This window comes from Flavobacterium sp. YO64 (assembly GCF_004119505.1).
GTDB classification, from domain to species: Bacteria; Bacteroidota; Bacteroidia; order Flavobacteriales; family Flavobacteriaceae; genus Flavobacterium; species Flavobacterium oncorhynchi.
On sequence record NZ_NRQV01000026.1, the window covers coordinates 23370 to 48157 of the forward strand.

Annotated in this window: 22 protein-coding genes; 14 read left to right on the forward strand and 8 right to left on the reverse strand. The window is 32.5% G+C overall.

The window, feature by feature from the left end; translation table 11 throughout:
- The first annotated feature begins 377 nt into the window (after positions 1-377).
- The 4 genes from BOW57_RS16455 (at position 378) to BOW57_RS16470 (ending at position 9276) form a co-directional block, all read left to right on the forward strand.
- Positions 378-3425: a SusC/RagA family TonB-linked outer membrane protein gene (locus tag BOW57_RS16455; protein ID WP_129055814.1), complete on the forward strand. Its 3048-nt coding sequence runs from the start codon at positions 378-380 to the stop codon at positions 3423-3425.
- Between the two features lie 11 nt (positions 3426-3436).
- On the forward strand, positions 3437-5014 hold the full coding sequence (locus BOW57_RS16460; RefSeq protein WP_089052828.1) for a RagB/SusD family nutrient uptake outer membrane protein: 1578 nt from the start codon (positions 3437-3439) through the stop codon (positions 5012-5014).
- A 106-nt stretch (positions 5015-5120) separates the two neighbouring features.
- Positions 5121-7058 (forward strand): glucosamine-6-phosphate deaminase, encoded by a 1938-nt coding sequence (nagB, locus tag BOW57_RS16465; protein ID WP_129055816.1) that lies wholly within the window; start codon positions 5121-5123, stop codon positions 7056-7058.
- 151 nt (positions 7059-7209) lie between these two features.
- A complete protein-coding gene (locus BOW57_RS16470) occupies positions 7210-9276 on the forward strand; it encodes a beta-N-acetylhexosaminidase (RefSeq protein ID WP_129055818.1) in 2067 nt (688 codons plus the stop codon).
- Between the two features lie 291 nt (positions 9277-9567).
- Here the strand turns inward: BOW57_RS16470 and BOW57_RS16475 are convergent, their stop codons facing one another.
- The 4 genes from BOW57_RS16475 to BOW57_RS16485 all read right to left on the reverse strand — a co-directional run bounded on the left by BOW57_RS16475 (position 9568) and on the right by BOW57_RS16485 (position 12228).
- A complete protein-coding gene (locus BOW57_RS16475; RefSeq protein WP_123872308.1) occupies positions 9568-9765 on the reverse strand; it encodes a hypothetical protein in 198 nt (65 codons plus the stop codon).
- A gap of 115 nt (positions 9766-9880) precedes the next feature.
- Positions 9881-10048 carry a hypothetical protein gene (locus tag BOW57_RS20665; protein ID WP_164973729.1) on the reverse strand — a complete coding sequence of 56 codons (168 nt, stop codon included), beginning with the start codon at positions 10046-10048 and terminating at the stop codon, positions 9881-9883.
- 19 nt (positions 10049-10067) lie between these two features.
- Complete coding sequence (locus BOW57_RS16480; protein ID WP_129055821.1) at positions 10068-11456, reverse strand: radical SAM protein; 1389 nt, start codon at positions 11454-11456, stop codon at positions 10068-10070.
- Between the two features lie 16 nt (positions 11457-11472).
- On the reverse strand, positions 11473-12228 hold the full coding sequence (locus BOW57_RS16485) for a prolipoprotein diacylglyceryl transferase family protein (protein WP_129055823.1): 756 nt from the start codon (positions 12226-12228) through the stop codon (positions 11473-11475).
- 243 nt (positions 12229-12471) lie between these two features.
- Here BOW57_RS16485 and BOW57_RS16490 point away from each other — a divergent pair, with 243 nt between their 5' ends.
- The 3 genes from BOW57_RS16490 (at position 12472) to BOW57_RS16500 (ending at position 15929) form a co-directional block, all read left to right on the forward strand.
- Positions 12472-13170 (forward strand): DUF3592 domain-containing protein, encoded by a 699-nt coding sequence (locus tag BOW57_RS16490; protein ID WP_129055825.1) that lies wholly within the window; start codon positions 12472-12474, stop codon positions 13168-13170.
- Positions 13171-13259: 89 nt separating this feature from the next.
- On the forward strand, positions 13260-14033 hold the full coding sequence (locus tag BOW57_RS16495; protein ID WP_129055827.1) for a TlpA disulfide reductase family protein: 774 nt from the start codon (positions 13260-13262) through the stop codon (positions 14031-14033).
- 276 nt (positions 14034-14309) lie between these two features.
- Entirely contained in the window at positions 14310-15929 is a 1620-nt protein-coding gene (locus BOW57_RS16500) for an ABC-F family ATP-binding cassette domain-containing protein (RefSeq protein ID WP_089052836.1), read from the forward strand.
- A gap of 42 nt (positions 15930-15971) precedes the next feature.
- Here the strand turns inward: BOW57_RS16500 and BOW57_RS20670 are convergent, their stop codons facing one another.
- Positions 15972-16145, reverse strand: a complete 174-nt coding sequence (locus BOW57_RS20670; RefSeq protein ID WP_164973730.1) for a hypothetical protein — start codon at positions 16143-16145, stop codon at positions 15972-15974.
- Between the two features lie 311 nt (positions 16146-16456).
- Here BOW57_RS20670 and BOW57_RS16505 point away from each other — a divergent pair, with 311 nt between their 5' ends.
- Positions 16457-17629 carry a glycoside hydrolase family 27 protein gene (locus BOW57_RS16505; protein ID WP_129055829.1) on the forward strand — a complete coding sequence of 391 codons (1173 nt, stop codon included), beginning with the start codon at positions 16457-16459 and terminating at the stop codon, positions 17627-17629.
- A 49-nt stretch (positions 17630-17678) separates the two neighbouring features.
- Here BOW57_RS16505 and BOW57_RS16510 read toward each other — a convergent pair whose 3' ends face one another.
- The 3 genes from BOW57_RS16510 to BOW57_RS16520 all read right to left on the reverse strand — a co-directional run bounded on the left by BOW57_RS16510 (position 17679) and on the right by BOW57_RS16520 (position 19750).
- Positions 17679-18335 carry a class I SAM-dependent methyltransferase gene (locus BOW57_RS16510; RefSeq protein ID WP_129055831.1) on the reverse strand — a complete coding sequence of 219 codons (657 nt, stop codon included), beginning with the start codon at positions 18333-18335 and terminating at the stop codon, positions 17679-17681.
- Positions 18336-18532: 197 nt separating this feature from the next.
- On the reverse strand, positions 18533-18931 hold the full coding sequence (locus BOW57_RS16515; protein WP_129055833.1) for a VOC family protein: 399 nt from the start codon (positions 18929-18931) through the stop codon (positions 18533-18535).
- Between the two features lie 468 nt (positions 18932-19399).
- Positions 19400-19750 carry a hypothetical protein gene (locus tag BOW57_RS16520; protein WP_129055834.1) on the reverse strand — a complete coding sequence of 117 codons (351 nt, stop codon included), beginning with the start codon at positions 19748-19750 and terminating at the stop codon, positions 19400-19402.
- Between the two features lie 251 nt (positions 19751-20001).
- On the opposite strand from BOW57_RS16520, the gene pyrR reads away from it, so the two are divergent.
- From pyrR to BOW57_RS16550, 6 genes are all read left to right on the forward strand, one after another.
- Positions 20002-20541, forward strand: a complete 540-nt coding sequence (gene pyrR, locus BOW57_RS16525; protein ID WP_089052841.1) for a bifunctional pyr operon transcriptional regulator/uracil phosphoribosyltransferase PyrR — start codon at positions 20002-20004, stop codon at positions 20539-20541.
- Between the two features lie 155 nt (positions 20542-20696).
- A complete protein-coding gene (locus tag BOW57_RS16530) occupies positions 20697-21623 on the forward strand; it encodes an aspartate carbamoyltransferase catalytic subunit (protein ID WP_029273654.1) in 927 nt (308 codons plus the stop codon).
- Between the two features lie 221 nt (positions 21624-21844).
- The gene (locus tag BOW57_RS16535) at positions 21845-22177 is read left to right on the forward strand and encodes a ribonuclease Z (RefSeq protein ID WP_089059159.1); all 333 of its coding nucleotides are present in this window, start codon (positions 21845-21847) and stop codon (positions 22175-22177) included.
- A gap of 103 nt (positions 22178-22280) precedes the next feature.
- Entirely contained in the window at positions 22281-23186 is a 906-nt protein-coding gene (locus BOW57_RS16540) for a ribonuclease Z (RefSeq protein ID WP_129055836.1), read from the forward strand.
- A 168-nt stretch (positions 23187-23354) separates the two neighbouring features.
- On the forward strand, positions 23355-23999 hold the full coding sequence (pdxH, locus tag BOW57_RS16545) for a pyridoxamine 5'-phosphate oxidase (RefSeq protein WP_129055838.1): 645 nt from the start codon (positions 23355-23357) through the stop codon (positions 23997-23999).
- Between the two features lie 169 nt (positions 24000-24168).
- Positions 24169-24672 carry a CAP domain-containing protein gene (locus BOW57_RS16550; RefSeq protein WP_164973731.1) on the forward strand — a complete coding sequence of 168 codons (504 nt, stop codon included), beginning with the start codon at positions 24169-24171 and terminating at the stop codon, positions 24670-24672.
- Positions 24673-24788 lie beyond the last annotated feature (116 nt).

Genomic DNA, 24788 nt, shown 5'->3' on the forward strand with positions numbered 1-24788 from the left:
TGCCTAATAAGGTGTTATTGTAATTAAATCTTAGAAATTAAAATTATGATAACATTTTATTAGGCATTTTTTTTAACATTTAATTACTTCTTTTTTTTAATAATATTTAAAAGAATTTGATAGTTTTTATCTTAAATAACAGATTTTCAAATATTTGTGATTTGTTAAATGATTTTTAATAAAACTAACCTATTGTTGAATAAAATCTCCGTAAATGTGGTAAAAACTGCATTTTATAGATAGGAAAACGTTTTCGTGCGACGGATTATTGATCGATTTATGTCGTTTGTTTAAAATTTCAGGCAGTTTGTATAATATATTTTTTTTAACAATCCCTTAAGAATAATTTTACATCATAACTAACAAAATAAATAAACATGAAAAAAATTTTCTTAATCTTTATGATTGTTTTTACGGCGCAAGTTTCGCTTGCTCAGGTAAAAAATGTTAAAGGTGTGATTACAGATTCTGATGGGATGCCGTTGCCGGGTGCATCTGTTGCTGTGCAAGGAGGTCAAAAAGGTTCTACTACCGATTTTGACGGATTGTACACTATTGAAGTTACAAAAGGACAAACATTAGTTTTTACTTATGTAGGTCTTGAAACACAATCGATAGTTGTAGGTGATGCTACTACAATTAATGTTAAAATGGTACCAGCTGCATCAAATGCGTTAAACGAAGTAGTTGTTACTTCATTAGGTCTTAAGAAAACTAGAAAATCTCTTACTTACGCAGCTCAAGAACTTAAAGGAGAAGAGTTGACTCGTGTAAAAGATGCCAACGTTATTAATACAATTGCAGGTAAAGTTGCCGGTGTTGCAGTAACAAAAAGTTCTGCAGGTACTGGAGGATCTACAAAAGTAGTTATTCGTGGTAACTCTTCTATATTAAACAGCCAGCCGCTTTATGTAATTGATGGTATTCCTTTGTATAATGGTAGTTCAAATCAGCCAAATGATTCATTTGGTAGTACTGCAGGAGGTAACCGTGACGGGGGAGATACAGTTTCTTTAATTAACCCTGATGATTATGAAGGAATGACCGTACTTAAAGGTGCAGCAGCATCTGTATTATACGGATCTCAAGGAGCAAATGGTGTTATTTTGCTTTCTTCTAAGAAAAATAAGGAAAACAAAGGAAACTTAGCAGTTTCTTCTGTTACTACTTTTGAATCTGTACATTCTTTGCCAAAATTCCAAAATGAATATGGAACTTTAAATGCACAAAAATCTTGGGGAGGAAAAGTAGCTTCAAATGATTTTGTAAAAGACTTTTTTAATACAGGAGTTACGCAAATTACTTCTGCTTCATTTACAACAGGATCAGATATTGCTTCTACAACTTTATCTTATGCTAACACTTCTTCTTCAGGGATTATTGAAGGTAATGGATTAAAGAAAAACAATTTTGGAATCCGTCAAACAGCTAAATTTTTCAACAATAAATTAACTGTTTCTGCTGATGCAAAATATACAAGCCAAACTATTGATAACAGACCGGTAAACGGACTTTATTCAAATCCTCTTACAGGTGTTTATTTGTTTCAAAGAGCAAATGACTTTAATTTTTACAAAGATAATTTCGAATCATTTATTCCTTCTAGAAACCTTTACGGACAAAATTTCTACACACCATTGGATGCTGATATCTACGTTCAAAATCCTTATTGGTTAATCAATAGAAACAAATCTGTTGATAAAGATAATTTCTTTAACGGAAACATCGCTTTAGATTATAAAGCAAACAACTGGTTGAGCATTGGTGCAAGATACAGCTATAACAGAATTGAAAATGATTTTGATAAGAGAATTTATGCTACTACAAACAATTCTTTGTCTGGATATAATGGTAGATATATTAATGTAGGTACATTAAGTACACAACGTTATGGAGATTTAATTGCTAAAATCAATACTAATTTCAACGAGAATTTCAGCTTTAATGCTATAGTAGGTGCTAGTATCAATAATACTTTAGCAAATCATTCAACTACTTTAGATTCTGGTATCACTCCAGGGCTTATTAATGCTAACTTATTTACATTAGGAAATTTTGGAAGTAACAAAGGTGTAGATAACTTAAATCTTCAAGCTACAGGTTCTGCGAGAGAAGTTCAATCTATATTTGCTTCTGCTACTTTTGGTTACAAAAACATGTTATATTTAGATATTACAGGACGTAATGACTGGTCTTCTACTTTAGTAAATACAGATACTCCATCATACTTTTACCCATCTGTGGGTGTGACTGCTCTTATTAGTGAAATGACAACTTTACCTGAGTGGATTAACTTTGGAAAAGTAAGAGGAACTTATGCAGAAGTAGGAAACGATGTTTCGGCTTTCGTAACTTCTCCAAAATCAACAGTTCAAGGTGGTATCATTATTCCTCCAACAGTAGGACCAAGACCAGGTGAATCTTTAAAACCTGAGTTAAAATCAGAATACGAATTTGGTACAGAATGGAGAATGTTTAATAACAGATTTGGTTTTGAGGTTTCTTATTACAATTCAGAAACTAAAAATCAATACATCCAAGTTCCTGCACCAAGTACTAATCCTTACGGTTATACTTTTTACGGAATTAACGCTGGTAGTATCGAAAATCATGGTATCGAACTTGTTCTTACTGGAAAAATCATCACTGGAGATAAATTCTCATGGGATACTACAGTAAACTATTCTCAAAATAAAAATAAAGTTAAAGAAATTCCAGAAGAATTAGGAGGAACAATTCCTTTAACTCCTGTAAACAATATCAACTACAGATATGCTTTAACAGAAGGAAGACCATTTGGAGTTATTGAAGGAAAAGGTATCGTTAAAAATGATAAAGGAGAAATTGTTTTAGATGACAAAGGAAACTTAGCAATTGAAGGAGCTTTCCGTGAAGTTGGTAATGCAAATCCTGATTTCATGTTAGGTTGGTCAAATACATTTAAGTTTGGTGCTTTTACAGCTAACTTCTTAATCGATGGACGTTTTGGAGGTGATGTAATGAGTATTACAGAATCTATGAATGATTTTTACGGAGTTTCAAAAAGAAGTGGAGATGCAAGAAATGCTGGTGGTGTTCCTGTAAATGCAGTTATGCCTAATGGTACTAAAGTGACTTCAATGGATGCTCAAAAATATTACGAAGCAGTTGGCGGACTTAACGGAGCTACAGCTGAGTATGTATATGATGCTACAAACGTAAGTTTAAGAGAGGTTTCACTTGGCTATACTTTCAGTAAAAAAACATTGCCATTTGTTAATACAGCAACTTTATCATTAATCGCAAGAAATTTATTCTTCTTTTATAAAGATGCACCTTTTGATCCAAACATTGCTTTAAGTACAGGTCAAGGTTTACAAGGAGTTGATATTTATGGTTTGCCATCAACAAGAAGTATTGGTCTTAATTTAAATGTAACTTTCTAATTTAAAATATCATGAAAACAAACAATATAAAAAAATCATTAATCTGTTTCGGTCTTTTAGCCTTAGTTGGTTGTACAGATAATTTCGATGAGATTAATAGTAATCCTGATGCTTTTACTCAAGAGGAAGTAACACAGGACTTTAACCATATCTTAGGTCCTTTTAAAAATATGTTCGAGAATGTAATGGTAAATACTCCAGGTTGGAGATATCAAATTGCCATTGATTTATCAGCAAATACTTGGGGAGGTTATTCAACAGCTCCAGGTTTTGATGGAGCAAATAATCTTTCTTACGCTCTTACTGATAAATGGAATGGAGCAGGATGGGAAGCTGCATATTCACTTGTAATGGCAAATTTCTTAAAAGTTGAAAAAGAATCTAAAGGAAAATACGATCAGTTTTATGCACTTGCAACAATTATTAAAGTAGAAACTTTACATAAAGTAGCCGATGCTTGGGGACCAATTGTTTACTCTCAATTAGGAACTACTAATTCGACAATCGCATACGATTCTCAACAAGACGTTTATACAGCAATGTTTAAAGACTTAGATTTTGCAGTAAATGAATTAACAAGAAGAATAGACGCAAAAGAACCAAGCTCTTTTGTAAATACGGACCGTTCAACATATGCAGGTAGTTATGAAAAATGGGTGAGATATGCCAATTCATTACGTTTAAGATTAGCAATGCGTATTGTAAAAGTAAATCCAACATTAGCTAAAGCAGAAGCCGAAAAAGCGATGAGTCAAAAATTTGGTGTAATGACAGCTGCTACTGATACTTTTATGGTAACTAAAGATGTTTCACAACATCCTTTAAGAGTTGCGGCTTATGAGTACAATGACAGCCGTATGTCTGCAGATATGGAGTCTATCATGGGAGGTTATAATGATCCTAGAATGAAAGCTTACTTTGCAACATCAGAACAATTTCCTGATCAGTACAAAGGAATTCGTACAGGTGGTATACTTGGAGATAAAACATTACACATGAAATTTTCAAATTTCGGAAAAGTAATAAAAGATGACAAACAAGTAGTTTGGATGAATGCTGCCGAAGTGTACTTCTTAAGAGCCGAAGGTGCTTTAAGAGGCTGGAATATGGGAGGTGATGCAGAATCATTGTACAAAGCTGGTATTGCTGCATCTTTTGATCAGCTTGCTACAGGAGGCGCTGCTGAATATACTGCAAATAATGTAAATACAGCAAAAGACTATGTAGATCCAGTTGCACCATTCAATAGTGGTTTAGCGGTAAATAAAGTTACTGTTGCTTGGGATAATACTGCAAGTAACGAAGTGAAACTTCAAAAAATTATTACTCAAAAATGGATTGCTAACTTCCCTGACGGACAAGAAGCTTGGTCTGATCACCGTAGAACAGGTTATCCTAAATTATTACCAATTCTTAATAATCAAAGTGCTGGTGTAGTTACTACTCAATTTGGTGTAAGAAGAATAAACTTTGTTCAAAGTGAAAGAGATGGAAATCCAGAAGGAGTTAAAACAGGTGTTGCAAAACTTGGAGGTCCAGATAATGGAGGAACTAGAACTTGGTGGGATACTACTGGTCCGAATTTCTAAAAACAGAGTATAAGAATTTAAGTTTGGTTAGTGAATGGTATAGGCAGTGAAAGTTGTCTATACCATTTCAAAAACCAAAATTGTAAATACAAAAAAAAGAAAATAAATGAAAAGTGCTTTAGAAATAAAACCTGATATCAGCTATAAAAGCGCGGGAAAATTTGAAGAAACAAGATTTGAGAAAATCCATAACGAAATCTTCAAAAATTCTGCAGAAGCTTCTGTAATTGTAGCGCAGGAAATTGCGCAGTTAATTAGATCTAAGCAGGAAAAAAATAAAACCTGCGTATTGGGTTTAGCCACAGGTTCTTCTCCTATAAAAGTGTATGAGGAATTAGTGAGAATGCACAAAGAAGAAGGCTTAAGTTTTAGCAATGTAGTTACTTTTAATTTGGATGAATATTATCCAATGAGTAAAGAGAACAATCAGAGCTATCATTATTTCATGCATCAGCATCTTTTTAATCATATCGATATCAATCCTGAGAATGTAAATATTCCAGACGGTACAGTTGCAATTGATGAATTAAATCAATACTGTATCGATTATGAAATGAATATTAAAAATGCAGGAGGTCTTGATTTTCAGTTATTAGGAATTGGCCGTACAGGTCACGTAGGTTTCAACGAACCGGGTTCACATATTAATTCTGGTACCAGAATTATTACTTTGGATCATATTACAAGAGTTGATGCCTCATCAGATTTTAATGGAATTGATAATGTGCCAAAAAGAGCCATTACAATGGGAGTTTCGACCATCATGCGATCAAAAAGAATCGTACTTATGGCTTGGGGACAAAATAAAGCCGATATCATCAAAAGAACTACTCAAGGCGATATCAGCTCAGAAGTTCCAGCTACATTTTTGCAAAATCATCCTAACGCAACCTTTGTTTTAGATCAGTCAGCTGCATCAGAATTGACACGTTTTAAAACTCCTTGGCTGGTTGGAGAATGCATTTGGAATCAGGAATTAAAAAGCAAAGCGATTGTTTGGTTGTGCCAAAAAACAAAACAGTCAATCTTAAAATTAACGGACAGAGATTACAACAACAACGGAATGTCTGATCTATTGGCACAAGAAGGTTCTGCTTATGATTTGAACATTAATATGTTCAATGTTTTACAACATACCATTACAGGATGGCCGGGAGGAAAACCTAATACAGATGATTCGCATCGTCCGGAAAGAGCTAATCCTGCAAAAAAAAGAGTAATTCTTTTTAGTCCGCATCCAGATGATGATGTGATTTCTATGGGAGGAACTTTTTCAAAATTGATAAAACAAGGTCACGACGTACATGTTGTATATCAAACCTCTGGAAATATTGCAGTTACAGATGATGAAGCTTTAAAGTTTGCTGAGGTTGCCAAAGATTTTGTTGGTGAAGCAGGAAGTGGGATCAACTTTAAATCTGTAATTGAATTTTTAAACCATAAATCAGAAAACGAAATTGATTCTCTTGAAGTTCGAAAACTAAAAGGATTAATACGAAGAAGAGAATCGTATGCTGCAACAAGATATATTGGACTAAAAGATGAAAAAACTCATTTCTTAGATCTTCCGTTTTACGAAACAGGACAAGTAAAGAAAAATCCGTTAGGAGCAGAAGATATCGCTATTGTAAAAGAAATTATTGCCAGAATAAAACCACATCAAGTATTTGCAGCAGGAGATTTAGCAGATCCACACGGAACTCATGAAGTTTGTTTGAATGCGATTTTTGCAGCAATGGGTGAATTAAAACCTGAAAAATACATGGATGATTGCTGGTTATGGCTGTATAGAGGTGCATGGCAAGAATGGGACATTAATGAAATTGATATGGCTGTTCCCCTTTCTCCATCAGAAGTGCTTTTAAAACGTCATGCTATTTTGTATCACCAGTCTCAAAAAGACCGTGTAATGTTTCAAGGAAATGATTCAAGAGAGTTTTGGGTTAGAGCCGAAGACAGAAATAAAAATACCGCTATTCTTTATGATGAATTAGGATTGGCAGAATATGAAGCAATCGAAGCTTTTAAACGTTTCGATTACTAAAAATTAGATTCGGTTAGAACGAATCAAATTACAAAATTCAGATTGATTTCGCAGCGATTAGTGAGGTTCAATAAGATTCTATCTGAGTTTTGTTTCTTTTATCTATTTATTAATGTTGTCTTAGGATAACATCTTTTCAAAAACAGTAAAAATGAAATATTTATTTGTCCTACTATTAGCAGGTGTAACCTCTAGCGCTCAAATTCAGAAAGAGCAGTTAAATCTTATGCCTTGGCCTCAGAGTGTTGTATTAAACGACGGGAATTTTGCTTTAAACAAAAACTTTAAAGTAAACATAACTGGAAATCCTAATCCAAGAATATTTGGAGGAGTAACTCGTTTTTTACGTCGCTTAGATGGTAGAACAGGAATTTTTTTTCAGCAGGGTTTTATCACAAAGTTAAATGAAGTTCCAAATGCCGAACTGCAGATTAATTGTACCAAAAGTGGTAAAATTGGTTTATATGAAGATGAAAGTTATCACTTAGATATCAAACAAAATAAAATTACGATAAACGCAACAAGCGATTTAGGTGCTTTACACGGACTTGAAACGTTGTTACAAATGCTGCAAAATAACAGTAGTTCATTTTATTTTCCAGTATCAAAAATTTCAGATTTTCCAAGATTTACATGGAGAGGTTTAATGATAGATGCTTCAAGACACTTTCAGCCGGTTGATGTAATTAAAAGAAATTTAGATGGATTGGCAGCAATGAAAATGAATGTGTTTCATTGGCATTTAGTTGACGATCAAGGTTGGAGAATCGAAATGAAAAAACATCCAAAACTAATAGAATTAGCTTCAGATGGAATGTATTACACACAAGAGGAAATTAAAAATATCGTAAAATATGCTGATGAGCGCGGTATTTTAATAGTTCCAGAAATAGATGTTCCAGGTCATGCATCTGCAATACTTACAGCTTATCCAGAAATAGGCAGTAAAGTGATTACATTGACAGGAGGAACTTCCGAAAAAAATATTCAAGGTACAGCAATCGCTACCTATGGAATTGAAAGAAATGCTGGTATCTTTTCACCAACATTAGATCCTTCAAATCCTAAAACATATCAAATATTAAGTGAACTTTTTGATGAGGTTTGTCCATTATTTCCAGGAGCTTATTTTCATATTGGAGGAGATGAGAATGAAGGAAAAGATTGGGATGAAAATCCGAAAATTCAAGAATTTAAAAAGAAAAATAAGTTAACAACCAATCATGAATTGCAAACTTATTTCACCATGCAGTTAGTTCCGATGCTTAAAAAACATGGTAAGCAATTAATGGGCTGGGAAGAGATTTTGACAAAAAACATGTCAAAAGATGCTATTATTCATGCATGGAGAGGACCAAACGAAGGTGTTGTTGCAGGTCAGTCATTGATTGATGCTGTTAAAAAAGGATATAAAACTGTAATGTCAAATGGATATTATGTTGATTTATTATACCCAATAGAAAGTCATTATTTAAATGATCCTATGCCAAAAGGTGCAGTTTTATCAGCAGAAGAAAAAGCAAGAGTTTTAGGTGGAGAAGCAACAATGTGGACAGAACTTGTAACTCCTACAACTATCGATTCTAGACTTTGGCCAAGAACTGCAGCAATTGCAGAAAGACTTTGGTCTGCGGAAGATATTACCGATATGACTAGTATGAGAAAACGTCTTGATGTAGTCTCTTTCAGATTAGAAGAACTTGGATTAACACACATTCGTAACAAAGCGGTTATTTTAAGAAACATTTCAAATAATCAAAATATAGAAGCATTAGAGGAATTTTCGAATGTTTGTGAACCATTAAAAGGGTATAAAAGAAACAAAGGAGGAACTGAATATCAAATGTACTCTCCGTTTACACTTTTTGCAGATGCTTGCGGACCAGATGCAAAAGATTCATTAGCTTTTAATGATGCTGTAAGTCAGTATTTAGCAAATAAAACATCAGAGAATAAAGCTAAAGTAACGGCATTCTTTACCAGATGGATTGCGCTTCATAAAGAATTAACAGATTTGAGTGCAAATGCGCCTTTAGTGCAGCCGTTTTTACCTTTGGCAAAAAGCTTAAGTGATGCATCAAAAGAATTGTTGCTTGTGTTAGATAATAAGTCGCAATTAAAAGCAGATGAGCTTAAAAATTTAATTGAGCAATGCAATAGTAAAGATCATGCTGATGTTGAATTATCAGTTTATGAAAGCCTTAAGAAATTAATATAATGAGTTTGGTTTGAGTTAGTACTTAGTAAGTTGTGTTGCCTGAATTATTTAGTAATTTTTTTATCTCTGTCAGGTTTTCTGACAGAGATAAATAGGGCAAAATTTGCTGAAGACAGCTCTTTTATGATAAACAGAAATAGAATATTGGAACGGTTAAAATTGAGTTTGGTTATTTATTTTTTAATCTAAATTTTATTTCAGAATAATGATCAAATTTGGGTGATTTGTTATTTGGTTTTCACTCAAATGCGAACATTATAAAGCCTGGTAATTTATTACCAGGCTTTTTTATTAATGCATGTTTCCCAGTTTGAAGTTTGCTGCGCAGGTGCCAAAACCAATTACAAAACCAATAATGGCAAACAATATAATTTTCAATGAAGTTTTTCTATCGCGTGAGATAAAAATGAGGCGTAGAATTCCAGCAAGAAAAGCAATTACACTTATAAAAGCAGCCATACCTCCAATTGCGACTAAAGGGTTATTCATAACAGATAGTTTAATTTTTTTTTGAAAGTAAAATATTTTTTTAGCTCTAAAATTAGAGTTATTGATGATTTTATCAAAAATGATATTGTCAATTTTGCTCAAAAGAACACAGAGTTTAACTCAGCATAGCAACGCAAGTTCCAAATCCTATAACTACAATGATTATTGGTATCAACATAATTGTTAAAAAGAATTTTTTGTTTTCTTTTCCAGAAATTAAACCAATCAATCCAACTAAGAACATCACAGCGAGGATGAATCCAAGAAATAGTAATCCTTCCATATTTTAAAAAGTTTGTAAATTAAACATTCAGTTTTTCTCGAATCTTATCAATTTTATGATCTCTGTAAAATAAATTCATGGTTTCAAAAGGGATGATTTTCATCTTATCGCTTACAATATGAACACAAGATTTTTTAACAGCACGAACATCAAAATCATGCGCGTCCATAAAATTCATTATCAAAATTCGGAACAAATTATTATAGTTTAAAGTGTCTGACTGCACTCTTGGCAAGCAGCACATTAATTCATTCATTTCGGTTTCAGCACAATCAACAGAAATTCCGGTGCTGAATAGATTCAGCATGTGCGTTTTTAGTTTTTCATCATGTTCAAAAACAATAGTGTTTTTGGAGTTGTTTAACAGATCTTCTGGGTTAATTAAGTGAGTCATCGGGAAAACTTCTCCATCAATTTTTAAAGCATAAGCCATACATAAAGCATCAGGATTACAAGGAACAGGAATTAAATCTTGAGGTGTAAAAAGAGGATACTGCTCATAAATTTTCCTGCGTACTTCAGTTAAAGTGATACGGCCTGAAAGATCATCATAATTATCATTTCGACCTGCAACTTGCGTAGGTTGAAAAGTTACGCCTCGAATGCACTTTTGCTGCAAAGCATATTCAATTATCTGACCAATTTCATCATCATTTTCTCCTTTTTGAAGTGTAATTACCAAAGTAGTCGAAATATTAAATTGATTTAAATGTTCAATTGCTTTTTTACGAACTTCAGTTAAATCTTCTCCGCGAAGTTTTTCTAATACTTCAGGTTTAAAGCTGTCAAATTGCAGGTAGATTTCGAAATCAGGCATATAGCCGGCTAATGTCTCAACGAATTTAATGTCTTTCGCAATTCTTATTCCATTCGTGTTCAGCATCAAATGCTTGATAGGTTTGCTTTTAGCAATGTCAAGAATTTTAAAAAATTCAGGATGTACAGTTGGTTCACCTCCTGAAATTTGAACAACATCTGGTTCCCCTTCATTAGCGACAACAGTGTCGAACATTTTTTCAATTTCTTCTAAAGTACGATGTCTTCCATAGTTTGGAGCCGAATTTGCATAACAAGTCGGGCAGGCTAAATTGCAGCGATCTGTAACTTCAACTATCGTTAAGCAAGAGTGTTGTTCATGGTCTGTACACAATCCGCAATCATATGGACAACCGTAATGCACTTTTGTATTAAACTTTAAAGGCATTTCAGATTGTTTATTATAATTACGAATCTGTTTGTAATAATCAACATCATCAGCAATCATCGATTTCAATTCGCCGTGTGTTTTGCAATGTTTCAACATCATAACTTTATTGTCCTGAAATACAATTTTAGTATCAACAAGATCTAAGCATGTTGGACATAAACTTTTGGTATAATCGTAGAATATATAATCGCGGGTTTTCATTAGGATAAAAGTATAGTTATTGTAAAAGTAAAGTTTTGCTTAAACGATTAAAAACCCGATTAATAAATTTCGAGTAGTAAATAAAAATAAAAATGGAGCTCCATTGAATACTGCTTAAATGAAGAAATAAAGGATTATACGGTTTTATAAATTCAATTAAAAAACGAAATAAAAAGTACAGCACCATGAATAGTTTAAATCGGTCACCATTAACAAGATTTCGGTTTTTTATTTTTTGGAAAAAGATAAAAAGTAAAAGCATGAAAAACATTTCATACAAAGCTACTGGATGTCTGTATAAACCATCTCCCAGATCCATTCCCGTAATAAAACTAGTCTCGATGCCGTAAGTAGGTTCGGCAATACCCATTGAGAAACATCCAATACGTCCAATAAATAAAGCCACAATTATCGGAATAACATATAGATCACCTGAAGAGATTTTAACGCCAATTATTTTTTTGATAAGTTCTACTCCAAGCAATCCTCCTAAAAATCCTCCAGCGACAGTTTTATTTTGAAAAAAAATTAGAAAAGTCTGATTGGTAATTGCCGCAGGGTTTTCAAGTAAGGCAATAACTCTAGAACCGATTAATGCGCCAATCATAGCACCAATCATAATGATAATACGATTAATATCTGAGATAGGATCTGATGTTCTTTTTTTTAAAAAGTAATAGATTCTTATCCCAATAAAAAAGGCTAATGTTTCAAATAAAGCGTGCCAATAAAAAGTTTCGTTAAAGAGCTTAAATTGAAATGGAAACGTCATTTTTTAGTCAGATTTTTTCGCTAATTTAATTAAATTAATTGGATTGTTTTTGCAAATTTTTTCTTTTGAGAAACTACAACAAATTAGTCTGATTTGTGATATGTTTTTTAACTGTAGAGCAGTTTAGTTTAATAATGAAATTATTACATTTACAGCCTTTTCAAAAAGTAGAAGATTTGATCTAAATATTGCATTTTTGATGCAGACATAATTAAATAACAACCTTATTTTTCTAGAATAAATATGAAAACATTAGCCATAATTAAATATGTATTTCTAACAATAGGAGCGCTTATGCTCGCAGGAGCTTTTTATTTTTATCAGAATAGACAAGCTTTTTTGAAAAAAGCCGAAACAGTACAAGGAACCGTTGTAGAGTTAATCAGTAAAAGATCTGATAATTCTACAACTTATGCGCCAATGGTTAGTTTTACGACAAAATCTGGAAGTAAAATAGAGTTCACATCATCAATCAGCAGTAATCCTCCAAGTTATAGTGAAGGCGAAAGTGTTGAAGTTTTGTACGATCCTGCAGACCCAAAAGACGCCAGTATTAACGGATTTGCCTCATTATGGATCGGACCTTTAATTTTTGGGATTTTAGGAACAGTTTTCTTTTTAATTGGTTTCGGAATCATTCTATTCGGTATTTTAAAGCAAAGAAAAACAGAGTATCTTCGAGATAATGGCAAGCGTATTGAAACAAAATTTGTTCAAGTGCACTTAAATTACAATATGGCTGTAAATGGAAGAAATCCGTTTCAAATATCCAGTCAGTGGCTTAATCCTCAAACAAACGAAATGTATGTTTTTGAAAGTGATAGTATTTGGTTTGATCCAACAGAGTTTATAAAAGACGATATAATAAAAGTGATGATCGATCCGAGTAATCCAAAGAAATATTATATGGATATTTCTTTTTTACCTAATCTTAAAAATTAAATAGATATTCTAGAAACCTTATAAATCTGTTCCCAATATTTAAGGGCAATTTTAGTACTTTTGAGACTTAAATATTGTATTAAAAACCCATGCCGAAATCAATTCTTTTTATAGCAGCATTTTTAGTTTTTACCTTTGGTTACAGCCAAATTAAAAATGGAACACCGGAAGTTGATCCAATTCAAATTCAAAAAACATTTAGTGATTGGTCCGTTTATCAAAGTAAAAAAATCATGCTTTCAAGAGATTTTACTGCTCTTGATTTAGAATCTAAAGAAATTTCAAAAGAAAAGTTTTTAGACCAATTAGCAAATGGAAATTATATTCCAATTCGATTAAAATCAGAAGAATCAGTTTATAATTACAAGTTGTTTAAAATTCTGCCAAAATCAGATACAAGCATAAAAGCGACTATAAATCAAATAGGTTTTGATGCTATTAAAAACTATCAGATGGAAGGGACAGCTTTTCCTAAATTTTCGTTTAAAGATCTAGAGGGAAATCTAGTTACAAACGAATCTATGAAAGGAAAAATCATAGTAATAAAATGCTGGTACATTCACTGTACACCTTGCATCAGAGAGTTTCCTCAAGTCAATAAATTAGTAGAAGAATACAAAGACCGAAAAGATATTCTTTTTATAAGTCTTGCTGAAGATTCCGTAGAACAATTAAAAGCATTCTTAATCAGAAAACCTCTTTCGTATGCTGTAATTCCTGATATGAAAGTATATATGAATGAAGCTTTACAACTCAATTCATTTCCAACACATTTTATTCTCAATAAAGAAGGAATGATTGCTAAAGTACTCCCAAATTTTGAAAGTTTGGAAGTTGCGCTGGCAAAAGAAAGTAAGTTGTAATCGGAGTAATTTTGCAAAGGAATCTCATTTTTGTCATTTCGACGAAGGAGAAATCACACATCTTTGTCGATTAACTAGTGCGATTTCTCCTTTCAGTCGAAATGACAAGATTGCGTGTAATAATCTATAAAAAAATAAAACTTTACGTCTTTACTCCCGATTGCTATCGGGACTGCGAGAAAACCTCTCCAGAATAAAAAAACTTAGTCGCTTTGCACCTTTGCAACTCTGAACCTTTTTCCGTACTTTTGCACCAAATTAATTAAAAAGACATTCATGTTAACAGTCAATAATTTATCAGTTCAATTTGGCAAACGAATTTTGTTTGACGAAGTAAATACCACATTCACTCACGGAAATATTTACGGCGTTATTGGAGCCAATGGTGCTGGAAAATCTACATTTCTTAAAATTATTTCGGGCGATATGGACCCAACTTCTGGGCACATTCATTTAGAACCAGGAAAACGTATGTCGGTTTTAAACCAAAATCACAACATGTTCGATGAGCATACTGTTTTGGAAACCGTTTTAATGGGAAATAAAGTTTTGTACGCTGTTAAAAAAGAAATGGATGAACTTTATTTAGACTACAACGATAAAAATGCTGACAGAATAGGGGAGTTACAAGTTCAGTTTGAAGAAATGAACGGATGGAACGCAGATTCTGATGCTGCATCAATGTTGTCTAACTTAGGAATTAATGAAGAGCATCATTATACTTTAATGAGTGATATGGAAGGAAAAATGAAAGTTCGTGTGCTTTTGGCGCAGGCACTTTTTGGAAATCCTGATGTATTGATTATGGATGAGCCTACCAACGATTTGGATTTTGAAACAATCGCTTGGTTAGAAAATTTCTTAGCAAACTACGAAAATACTGTAATCGTTGTATCTCACGACCGTCACTTTTTAGATGCCGTTTGTACACATATTTCTGATATTGATTTCGGGAAAATCAATCACTATTCAGGAAACTATACTTTCTGGTACGAGTCTAGCCAATTAGCGGCAAAACAACGTGCACAGCAAAACAAAAAAGCAGAAGAGAAGAAACAAGAACTTGAAGAATTTATTCGTCGTTTTAGTGCAAACGTTGCGAAATCGAAACAAGCAACTTCTCGTAAAAAAATGATTTCGAAATTGAATATTTCTGAAATTAAACCTTCAAGCCGTCGTTATCCTGCGATTATTTTTGATCAGGATCGTGAAGCTGGAGATCAGATTTTGAATGTAGAAAACTTATCTGCTTCTGTAGACGGAGAAGTTTTATTTAAAGATGTTGATTTGAATATGGCAAAAGGCGATAAAATCGTTCTTTTCTCTAAAGATTCACGTGCAACAACTGCTTTCTATGAAATTTTAAACAATGAACAAAAAGCAGATTCTGGAACTTTTGACTGGGGAATTACAACAAACCAAGCTTATTTACCAGCTGAAAACCACGATTTCTTCGAAAACGATTTGACTTTGGTAGATTGGTTACGTCAATATGCTAAAACAGAAGAAGAGCGTGATGAGGTATTTATTAGAGGTTTCTTAGGGAAAATGATTTTCTCAGGAGAAGAAGCTTTAAAAACATCTAGAGTTTTATCTGGAGGAGAAAAAGTACGTTGTATGCTTTCTAGAATGATGATGGAACGTGCAAATATTTTAATGCTGGACGAACCAACAAATCACTTAGATTTGGAATCGATTACCGCTTTCAATAACTCATTGAAAAACTTTAAAGGTTCAGTGATTTTTACAACTCATGACCACGAGTTTGCACAAACTGTTGGTAACAGAATCGTTGAAATTACACCAAACGGAGTAATTGACCGTTACATGACATTTGACGAATATCTTGATGATGAAAAAATTCAAGAGCAAAGAAAAAAGATGTATAATCTTTAATAGTAAAAATCCCGTTATGAGAATAACGGGATTTTTTTATGTCTATTTATTGCCAAAAAGTTTAGCGAAAATGAAAATGATTATCGCAATAATAAAGATTACAATAAATATCCCGAATCCCATTCCGGCTTTAAAAATGTCTCCAATAATTTCGCAGCTTGTAAATGAAAACAGTATTACAAATACCATTAACATTCTTAGTATTTTATTTTGCATGATTCTGAGTTTTATAATTTCATAAATAAAATTAGTTCACGAATCAGGAAAATGTGTTATAGAATTTTTTGAAAATGTTTTAGGATTTGGCGTTTTAGTTTCTTTCGTACCAAAAAATATATTTGTTTGCTGTTTCCAGAGGAGTACACTATTTATAGCTGTAGATTTTCAATAAATGTATTTATATTTGAGTTTGTGTATTTTAAAATTACTTTTATTTCGGACTATTTTAATTTATTAAACTGAAATATACTATTTTTAAAAGTTATTCAATTGGCTTTTATATCGCAACAAACATGAAATCATACTAAATGAAGACTGCCTCAAAAAAAATAATATGCAAACTAATTTTCGTCTTTTTTATAAACGGGCTGCTTTTCGCGCAAGAAGCTAAACCGCCAATAATGGGTTGGAGCAGCTGGAATAATTTTAGAGTGAATATCGATGAAAAAATGATTCGAGAGCAGGCTGATGCTATGATTACTTCTGGGTTGTACGATGCTGGTTATAGATATGTTAATATAGACGATGGTTATTTTGGCGGAAGAGATTCAGCAGGTAATCTTTTTGTTGATGCTCAAAAGTTTCCTTCGGGAATGAAAGCTTTAGTGGATTATATTCACAGCAAAAAACTTAAAGCAGGAATATATAGCGATGCAGGAAGAAATACTTGCGGATCTATTTACGATAATGATCAAAAAGGTATCGGAGTTGGTATGTATGGATATCTTGATGCAGATACTAAAACTTTTTTTGAAGACTGGGGCTGCGATTTTTTAAAAGTCGACTGGTGTGGCGGCGAGAAAATGAATCTTGATGAAAAAACAGAATATTTAAAAATTTTAAAGGCTGTAAAAGCTAAGAATGAAGCAATTGTTCTGAATGTTTGTCGATGGAAATTTCCTGGAGAATGGGCAATCGATAAAGCAGATTCTTGGAGAATTTCCTATGATATTGATGACAAATTTTCGTCTATACTTAAGATTATAGATTTGAATGTTGATTTGTATAAATATTCATCTCCTGGGCATTATAACGATATGGATATGTTACAGGTTGGCAGAGGAATGACTTATGAGGAAGATAAAAGTCATTTTTCGATGTGGTGCATGTTGAATTCTCCTCTATTAGCAGGTAATGATTTAAGAACTATGTCAAAAGAAACTGTTGGTATTCTTACCAATAAAGAAGTAATTGCTTTAAATCAAGATAAAGGGTTTTATCAAGCAAGACGAATATTTAAAGAGGGAAATATTGAGGTTTGGGAAAAACTGCTGGGAGAAAAAGGAAAAGACGGAAAAGCGATTGCTATTTTGAATCGCGGAGATGAAGCAAACCAATTTGTTTTAAAATCAGATTTAGTAAATCTTGAGAAATCAGTGAAGATTCGTGATTTATGGTCAGGTAAAAAGATTGGAGCAATAGGAAAGAAGATAAACTTCAATATACCCAAACATGGTATAGTAGTTTTGCGTACGGAATAAGCCCAACTATATTTGAAAAAAAGAGAACAGGTTACTTTGTAGAGTTAGGTTATATAATCGGCTTTTGAATTGATTGTTCTTTTTTCTTCGCAATTATTATAGTGTGAATTTCTATATCTTCACCTTTTACATAATTTAAGTCGAATAGTTTAATGACTTCAAAATCTTTTATTAAAAGTTGATTTATTATATCTTCTAAAGTATGATAATAAAAATAAGTGCGATCGCCAGTGCTTCCCGAAATAAAACCAGATTGAGAAGGATTTCCGGCAACAAAACTTAAATATAAAATCCCGTTGTTTAAAAGTATTTTGGCAGAGTCAATTATCAGTTTAGAACAATCTTCTTTGGATAAATAAGGCAAACAAAAGCCGCACATAATGGCATCAAATTTTTGATCTAAGGAACTAAGTTCCCTTGTATCCATTACTTCAAAGTTGGCTGAAGGATTATTAGCTTTAGCTAATTCGATCATTTTTGGAGCAATGTCAATACCTGTAATTTTCAGGCTGGGTTTTTTGGATTGTAAATATTTCGTAATGTTTCCTGGCCCACAACCAATTTCAAACACGTTTATTTGTTCTTGTGTTAGGGTATTGCAAAAGAAGTCATAAGTATCGTTATACAAACTTAAACTCATAAACTTATCTTGATAGAGATTTGCAATTTTATTCCACGTTTCGAAAGTTTCTTTGTATTTATCCATTGATTTTTATTTGTGGTTTTTCATTCTGACTTATTCATTGATCAAAGCCTTTTTTTAGAATCCAATGCCCATTTTCTTTCTCATATAAATATTTTCCTCCTTGTCCACCTAATAAGCAATTATAGTCTTCTCGAAATTCAATTATAACTTTTTTTCTATCAACAGATATTTAAGGAAATGAAATGTTATTTCATAATTTAGGATAACATCTCAATAAGTTGAATATAATTACCGCAAGTATCGTTTAAAATGGCAATTTTTACATTTCCCATTTCTGTTGGATTTGTTTTAAATGCTACACCAAGATTTACAAGACGATTGTATTCTTCTTCAAGATTGTCTACATTAAATTGTGTACACGGAATTCCTGCTTCAAAAAGCGCTTTTTGATACGTTTTAGCTGGTTCAAAATGGTTTGGTGATGGTTCTAATAAAATTTCAACGCCATTTGGTTCCTCTTTAGAAACCACTGTCAGCCATCTATTATCTCCGCCTAAAGGAATATCGTGTTTTTTTACAAAACCTAACTTTTCAATGTAAAATTGCAAAGCCGTTTGTTGATTAAGAACTGGAATTGAGATGACTTTTGCTTTCATGGTTTTTTACTCTTTTTAAATTTATTTTGAATTATTATGCTGTGCGAAGTCTCCTGACTTCGTACCCGTTCCAATATGGTTTGATTTTCTTAGTGTCTTACTGTTGTCTCTGCGAAGTCAGGAGACTTCGCAGAGCGGGTAAACCTTATTTTTTATAATAAGAGATTTTTCGTGTCCAGGTTTCACTATGATTACCACTCGATGAAGTTTTACTTATCCAGTTGCCATATTTATCATTGGTATAGTTATAATCAAACTCTTCTTCACTAACAATTTTATCATTTCTCAAAGTTTGTCTTTTTGTTGTATCTCCATATTTATTAAGATCACTTAAGTTAACGGTTATATTTCCATTCCACCATTCTGTAGTTTTTTCTTTGATTTTATTTCCATTATTATCATAAAAATACTCCCATTGATTTAATATCTGCTCTTTTGCAGTATGAACATAATAAATAGATTGTTTGATTAATGTTTTTTTGCATTGTAAACATCTTCAGCGCTTTTCTTTTGCACACCTTCAACATTTTCATAAGTAGTAATATATTCTAATCCATTTAAATTTGATTTTTTTCTATTATCATTTTCAGAACTAGATTTTGTTAAATATCCTTTTTGATTAAATTCATAACTAGTAGTGTCTTTTGGACAATAAAATGTGCCTCCTTCTACCATTACAGATGGGCAGCTCTCGTGTATTTCAACGATTTTATTTATTGTTCCTTTTAATCTCATTTTTTGCCAGTCTGATGATAATTTCTGAGCATTTATTTGGTTTACTAATAGAATTTGTACTAAAACAAAGAAGATTTTTTTCATATTAAATTTAAGATTATTTGTAGTTTTATTCGTTTTTAATTTTCTGTTTTTCTTTGCTAAAATATGTTTTTAAAATAAAATATTTTTCAAAAAGAAAATTATGTTTTCAGAAATAAGAAATATAATGGCTTAATTGGATTTGATTGTATAGTTGAAATCTCATTCATTACAAAAAATGATATTTCCCTACTCAACACCCAACAAATAAATTCTGATTTCGTATATTTGCCAACCAAACATTACAATCACTTATGAGTCAAAAAGTATTACTTAATTCAAAAGAAGTTACTATCATACTCCATCGTTTGGCTTGTCAGTTAATCGAAAAACATCTTGATTTCTCAGAGACTATTTTAGTGGGAATTCAGCCAAGAGGTGTTTTTTTAGCGGAACGTTTAAAACAAATATTAGAAAACGAATATAAGGTTCCCGAAATTTCTTTGGGATATCTGGATATCACTTTTTTTAGAGATGATTTCCGTCGTACTGATAAACCACTCGAAGCCAATAAAACCCAAATCAATTTTATAGTCGAAAACAAAAAAGTCATTTTTATTGATGACGTTTTGTTTACCGGAAGAAGCATTCGTTCTGCCTTAACAGCAATTCAATCTTTTGGAAGACCTTCAGAAATTGAATTATTGGTTTTAATAGACAGACGTTTCAGTCGCCATCTGCCAATTCAACCCGATTATAGAGGTCGTCAGGTAGATGCTATTAATGGCGAAAAAGTGATAGTAAGCTGGAAAGAAAATGATGGTGAAGATGTTGTTCACTTAGTGACGAATTAAGTTTAATCGGTTAACCGGTTAATTGTTTAATCGGAAAAATCTAAAGATTAAACGATTAAAGAAATTAAAAAAAGTTAGACCGTTAAATCGGTTAACTGTTTAATCGCAAAGACAACGATTAAACGATTAAACAAATAAACAGTTAAACATTAAACATGAAAGAATTAAGCGTAAATCATTTATTAGGAATAAAATATATCAACGAGAATGATATTAACCTGATTTTTGAAACGGCAGATCATTTTAAAGAAGTCATTAATCGACCAATTAAAAAAGTTCCTTCATTACGAGATATTACCATTGCCAATATTTTCTTTGAAAACAGTACAAGAACCAAACTCTCTTTTGAATTAGCGCAGAAACGTTTATCTGCTGATGTCATCAGTTTTTCTGCAGCTCAATCATCTGTTAAAAAAGGTGAAACTTTAATTGATACTGTAAACAATATCCTTTCTATGAAAGTAGATATGGTTGTAATGCGCCACTCTAATCCTGGAGCGGCTTATTTTTTATCTAAAAATGTCAAAGCGAGTATTGTCAATGCTGGAGATGGTGCACACGAGCATCCAACTCAAGCTTTATTAGATAGTTATTCTATCAGAGAAAAACTGGGAGATGTTGCTGGAAAAAAAGTGGTTATTGTAGGTGATATTCTGCATTCGAGAGTTGCCTTATCAAATATATATGCTTTGCAAATGCAAGGCGCAGAAGTTAAAGTTTGCGGGCCCAAAACATTGATTCCAAGATATATTGAATCTCTTGGTGTTACGGTTGAACCAAATTTACGTAAAGCTTTAGAATGGTGTGATGTTGCGAATATGCTTCGTGTACAAAACGAACGTATGGATGTGAATTTTTTCCCATCAACACGTGAGTACGCACAGCAATACGGAGTTGATAAACCGCTTTTGGATTCTCTTGGAAAAGAAATTGTAATCATGCACCCAGGACCAATCAACAGGGGAGTAGAGATTACATCTGAAGTGGCAGATTCTGATCATTCTGTTATCTTGAATCAGGTAGAGAATGGTGTAGCAATTAGAATGGCGGTTATTTATTTACTGGCTTCTAAGATTCAATAGTTTTTGTTTCAAGTTTCAGCTTTCAAGTTTTGGAACGTGAATACCCGAATGTCACCCTGAGCGAAGTCGAAGGACTTTTAAGTACAAAATGTGTTTTGCAAGCAAGGGCTTCGACTTCGCTCAGCCTGACAAAGTTGAGACAAACTTGAAACTTGAAACCCGAAACTTAGAAAAACTTCGTAACTTAGCTCATCAAAAAATATTAGCGCATAAATTATAAAATGAAAGTAGATCAAAAAGGACATACCGTTACAATAAAAAATACACAAGGTGATTTTAATGGCTTTGTAGAAAAAGTAACGCAGCAATTTAAAACCTTTGAAAAGCATAATGTTATAATCGATCTGTTATCAGATTCTGAACTTTCAGAAAATGATTTGAAACTTTTTTTACCTCTTGCTAAATCTCAAAAAAAAGCAAAAAAATCATTTGTAATTGTAGTTTCTGATCTTGATTTTAATGCCGTTTCAGATAAATTAGTTGTTGTGCCTTCACTTTTAGAAGCGCACGATATTATCGAGATGGAAGAAATTGAAAGAGACTTAGGATTTTAAAGAATCGGTTAATCGTTGATTTGTTTAACTGTTTAATCGATAAGTTTTTGATTATAATTTAACGCGATTAAACGATTCACCAAATAAACGAATAAACATTAAATTGAAGTTAACTATACTTGGCTGTTATGCCGCAACTCCTAGAACACTTACTAACCCAACTTCGCAGGTTTTAGAAATCAAGAATCGTTTGTTTTTGATTGATTGTGGAGAAGGAACTCAGGTACAGCTTCGAAAAAACAAGATTAAATTCTCGAAAATTAATCACATCTTTATTTCCCATCTTCATGGAGATCATCTTTATGGATTAATTGGAACGATCTCAACTTTTTCTCTTCTAGGAAGAACGACCGATTTACATATTTATGGGCCAAAAGGAATTAAAGAATTAATTCTTCTTCAATTGAAGCTGACAGAATCTTGGACTACTTATAGCTTATTTTTTCATGAATTGGAGTCGAAGAAAAGTGAAGTAATTTTTGAAGATGCTAAAGTTATCGTTAAAACTATTCCCCTTAAACATCGTGTTTATACCAATGGATTCTTGTTTCAGGAAAAACCGGGAGAAAGAAAATTAAACATAGAAGCAGTTCAGCACTATAATATTCATGTTGCTTATTATCAAAAAATAAAAAACGGAGGAGATGTTAAGCTTGATGATGGAACTATAATAGAAAACGAAAAATTATCGTTTGACCCAATTCCGTCAATGAGTTATGCGTTTTGTTCTGATACCGTTTATAACGAAGATATAATTCCGATTATTGAGAATGTTGATGTTTTATATCATGAATCTACTTTTTTAGAATCTGAATCTCCTTTGGCATTAAAAACACTTCATTCAACTGCAAAAGAAGCGGCACAAATTGCATTAAAAGCAAATGTAAAACAATTGGTTTTAGGGCATTATTCTACACGATACGACGGAATTGAACGTTTTAAACAAGAGGCGGAATCCGTTTTTCCTAATGTTCTTTTAGGAGATGACGGTTTGAGTTTTGAATTTTGATTTAGAAAGGGATAAAGATGCAGAGTGCAAAGTGACAAAGGTTTTAAACTTTAATATACGTATGTCACCCTGAGCGAAGTCGAAGGGCTTTTGAGACAAGAAGGGCTTCGACTTCGCTCAGCCTGACAAACTTGAAACTTGAAACAAAATAAACTAAAATCAACAATCATGAACGATTTAAGCAATTATAGAAAATCTTACGAGAAAAGTGAATTATTAGAAACTAATATTCCTGAAGATCCAATTAATCTTTTTAACAGATGGTTTCATGAAGTTGAAGATTTTGGCGGAAGCGGAGAAGTCAATGCCATGACAGTTTCTACGATTGGATTGGACGGATTTCCAAAATCTCGTGTAGTTTTATTAAAGAAATTCTCAGAAGAAGGTTTTATCTTTTATACCAATTATAATTCTGAGAAAGGAAAGGCTATAGAAGCCAATCCTAATGTTTGTTTGTCTTTTTTCTGGCACGAAATGGAACGTCAGGTAATTATTAAAGGAATTGCCCAAAAAACCTCAGAAAATATTTCTGACGGCTATTTTGACTCTCGTCCTGATGGGAGTAAGTTAGGAGCGATTGTTTCTAATCAGAGTGAAGTTATTCCGTCTAGAACTTTCTTAGAAGAAAATCTAAAAAAGCTGGAACATGAATTTGAAGGAAAACCTATTCCAAGACCTGAAAATTGGGGAGGTTATTTAGTAACACCTCTTCAGGTAGAATTTTGGCAGGGAAGACCAAATAGACTTCACGACCGCATTCGTTATACAAGCCAATCTGATTTCTCATGGAAGATTGAGCGCCTTTCTTCTTAATTTGTAAGATTTTTACTTTTGTTTAAAAATATTTTATGTAGTTTATCGATTTTTTTTGTAGTTTACCGATAAATTAAATACGTTTGATATAGAAATGTAAAAAGATTGTCACATAATTATTTAAGGTTTTTGCCCCAACATTTACTTTAAAACTAAACTACTAAAGATTATGAAAAAAGTTATGTGCGCCATGCTGTTCATTGTGATTTCGATCACAATGAACTCATGCTCGGCAGAAGTCGCAGAAGGTACGGAAAGTACTGGGGGTACAGAAAAATTAATTACAGACTACAGCTACAATGCGTCTGAATTAGAAACAATGCAATTAATAAACGATTACCGGAAAAGTATTGGTTTAAATGCATTGGAAAAAATTAATCATATCTCATATGAATGTGAAGTTCATAATAAGTATATGATTGATAACAACCTCGTAAATCACAATGATTTTGTTTTGAGGTCTAAAAACATTGAAAGTGTTCTAGGCGCCAAAAGGGTTGGAGAAAATGTTGCTTATAACTATAAAACTTCTGAAGCAGCTGTGAGAGCTTGGCTGGACAGTCCGGGACACAAAGAAAATATCGAAGGAAATTATACACATTTTGGTATTTCAATATCTACTGATCCCACAACAGGAAAAAAATATTATACTAATATATTTGCAAAAATTTAAAAAACTTTCAAATTGGTTGGTTAGTTTTCGTTGTAATTCCTGAGTTACAACGTTTTTTTTGTAAAAAAAGCTGTCTAGTTATAGACAGCTTTTTTGATATAATATATTTTGGGAGT

Excerpts from the sequence above, each read along its gene's own strand:
- nagB (WP_129055816.1), top strand. The coding sequence starts at position 5,121 with ATGAAAAGTGCTTTAGAAATAAAACCTGATATCAGCTATAAAAGCGCG.
- BOW57_RS16480 (WP_129055821.1), bottom strand. The coding sequence starts at position 11,456 with ATGAAAACCCGCGATTATATATTCTACGATTATACCAAAAGTTTATGT.
- BOW57_RS16500 (WP_089052836.1), top strand. The coding sequence starts at position 14,310 with ATGTTAACAGTCAATAATTTATCAGTTCAATTTGGCAAACGAATTTTG.
- BOW57_RS16490 (WP_129055825.1), top strand. The coding sequence starts at position 12,472 with ATGAAAACATTAGCCATAATTAAATATGTATTTCTAACAATAGGAGCG.
- BOW57_RS16520 (WP_129055834.1), bottom strand. The coding sequence starts at position 19,750 with ATGAAAAAAATCTTCTTTGTTTTAGTACAAATTCTATTAGTAAACCAA.
- BOW57_RS16460 (WP_089052828.1), top strand. The coding sequence starts at position 3,437 with ATGAAAACAAACAATATAAAAAAATCATTAATCTGTTTCGGTCTTTTA.
- BOW57_RS16505 (WP_129055829.1), top strand. The coding sequence starts at position 16,457 with ATGAAGACTGCCTCAAAAAAAATAATATGCAAACTAATTTTCGTCTTT.
- BOW57_RS16485 (WP_129055823.1), bottom strand. The coding sequence starts at position 12,228 with ATGACGTTTCCATTTCAATTTAAGCTCTTTAACGAAACTTTTTATTGG.
- BOW57_RS16475 (WP_123872308.1), bottom strand. The coding sequence starts at position 9,765 with ATGAATAACCCTTTAGTCGCAATTGGAGGTATGGCTGCTTTTATAAGT.
- BOW57_RS16470 (WP_129055818.1), top strand. The coding sequence starts at position 7,210 with ATGAAATATTTATTTGTCCTACTATTAGCAGGTGTAACCTCTAGCGCT.
- BOW57_RS16535 (WP_089059159.1), top strand. The coding sequence starts at position 21,845 with ATGAAAGTAGATCAAAAAGGACATACCGTTACAATAAAAAATACACAA.
- BOW57_RS20665 (WP_164973729.1), bottom strand. The coding sequence starts at position 10,048 with ATGGAAGGATTACTATTTCTTGGATTCATCCTCGCTGTGATGTTCTTA.
- BOW57_RS16530 (WP_029273654.1), top strand. The coding sequence starts at position 20,697 with ATGAAAGAATTAAGCGTAAATCATTTATTAGGAATAAAATATATCAAC.
- BOW57_RS16550 (WP_164973731.1), top strand. The coding sequence starts at position 24,169 with ATGAAAAAAGTTATGTGCGCCATGCTGTTCATTGTGATTTCGATCACA.
- pdxH (WP_129055838.1), top strand. The coding sequence starts at position 23,355 with ATGAACGATTTAAGCAATTATAGAAAATCTTACGAGAAAAGTGAATTA.
- BOW57_RS20670 (WP_164973730.1), bottom strand. The coding sequence starts at position 16,145 with ATGCAAAATAAAATACTAAGAATGTTAATGGTATTTGTAATACTGTTT.
- BOW57_RS16455 (WP_129055814.1), top strand. The coding sequence starts at position 378 with ATGAAAAAAATTTTCTTAATCTTTATGATTGTTTTTACGGCGCAAGTT.
- BOW57_RS16510 (WP_129055831.1), bottom strand. The coding sequence starts at position 18,335 with ATGGATAAATACAAAGAAACTTTCGAAACGTGGAATAAAATTGCAAAT.
- BOW57_RS16515 (WP_129055833.1), bottom strand. The coding sequence starts at position 18,931 with ATGAAAGCAAAAGTCATCTCAATTCCAGTTCTTAATCAACAAACGGCT.
- BOW57_RS16495 (WP_129055827.1), top strand. The coding sequence starts at position 13,260 with ATGCCGAAATCAATTCTTTTTATAGCAGCATTTTTAGTTTTTACCTTT.
- pyrR (WP_089052841.1), top strand. The coding sequence starts at position 20,002 with ATGAGTCAAAAAGTATTACTTAATTCAAAAGAAGTTACTATCATACTC.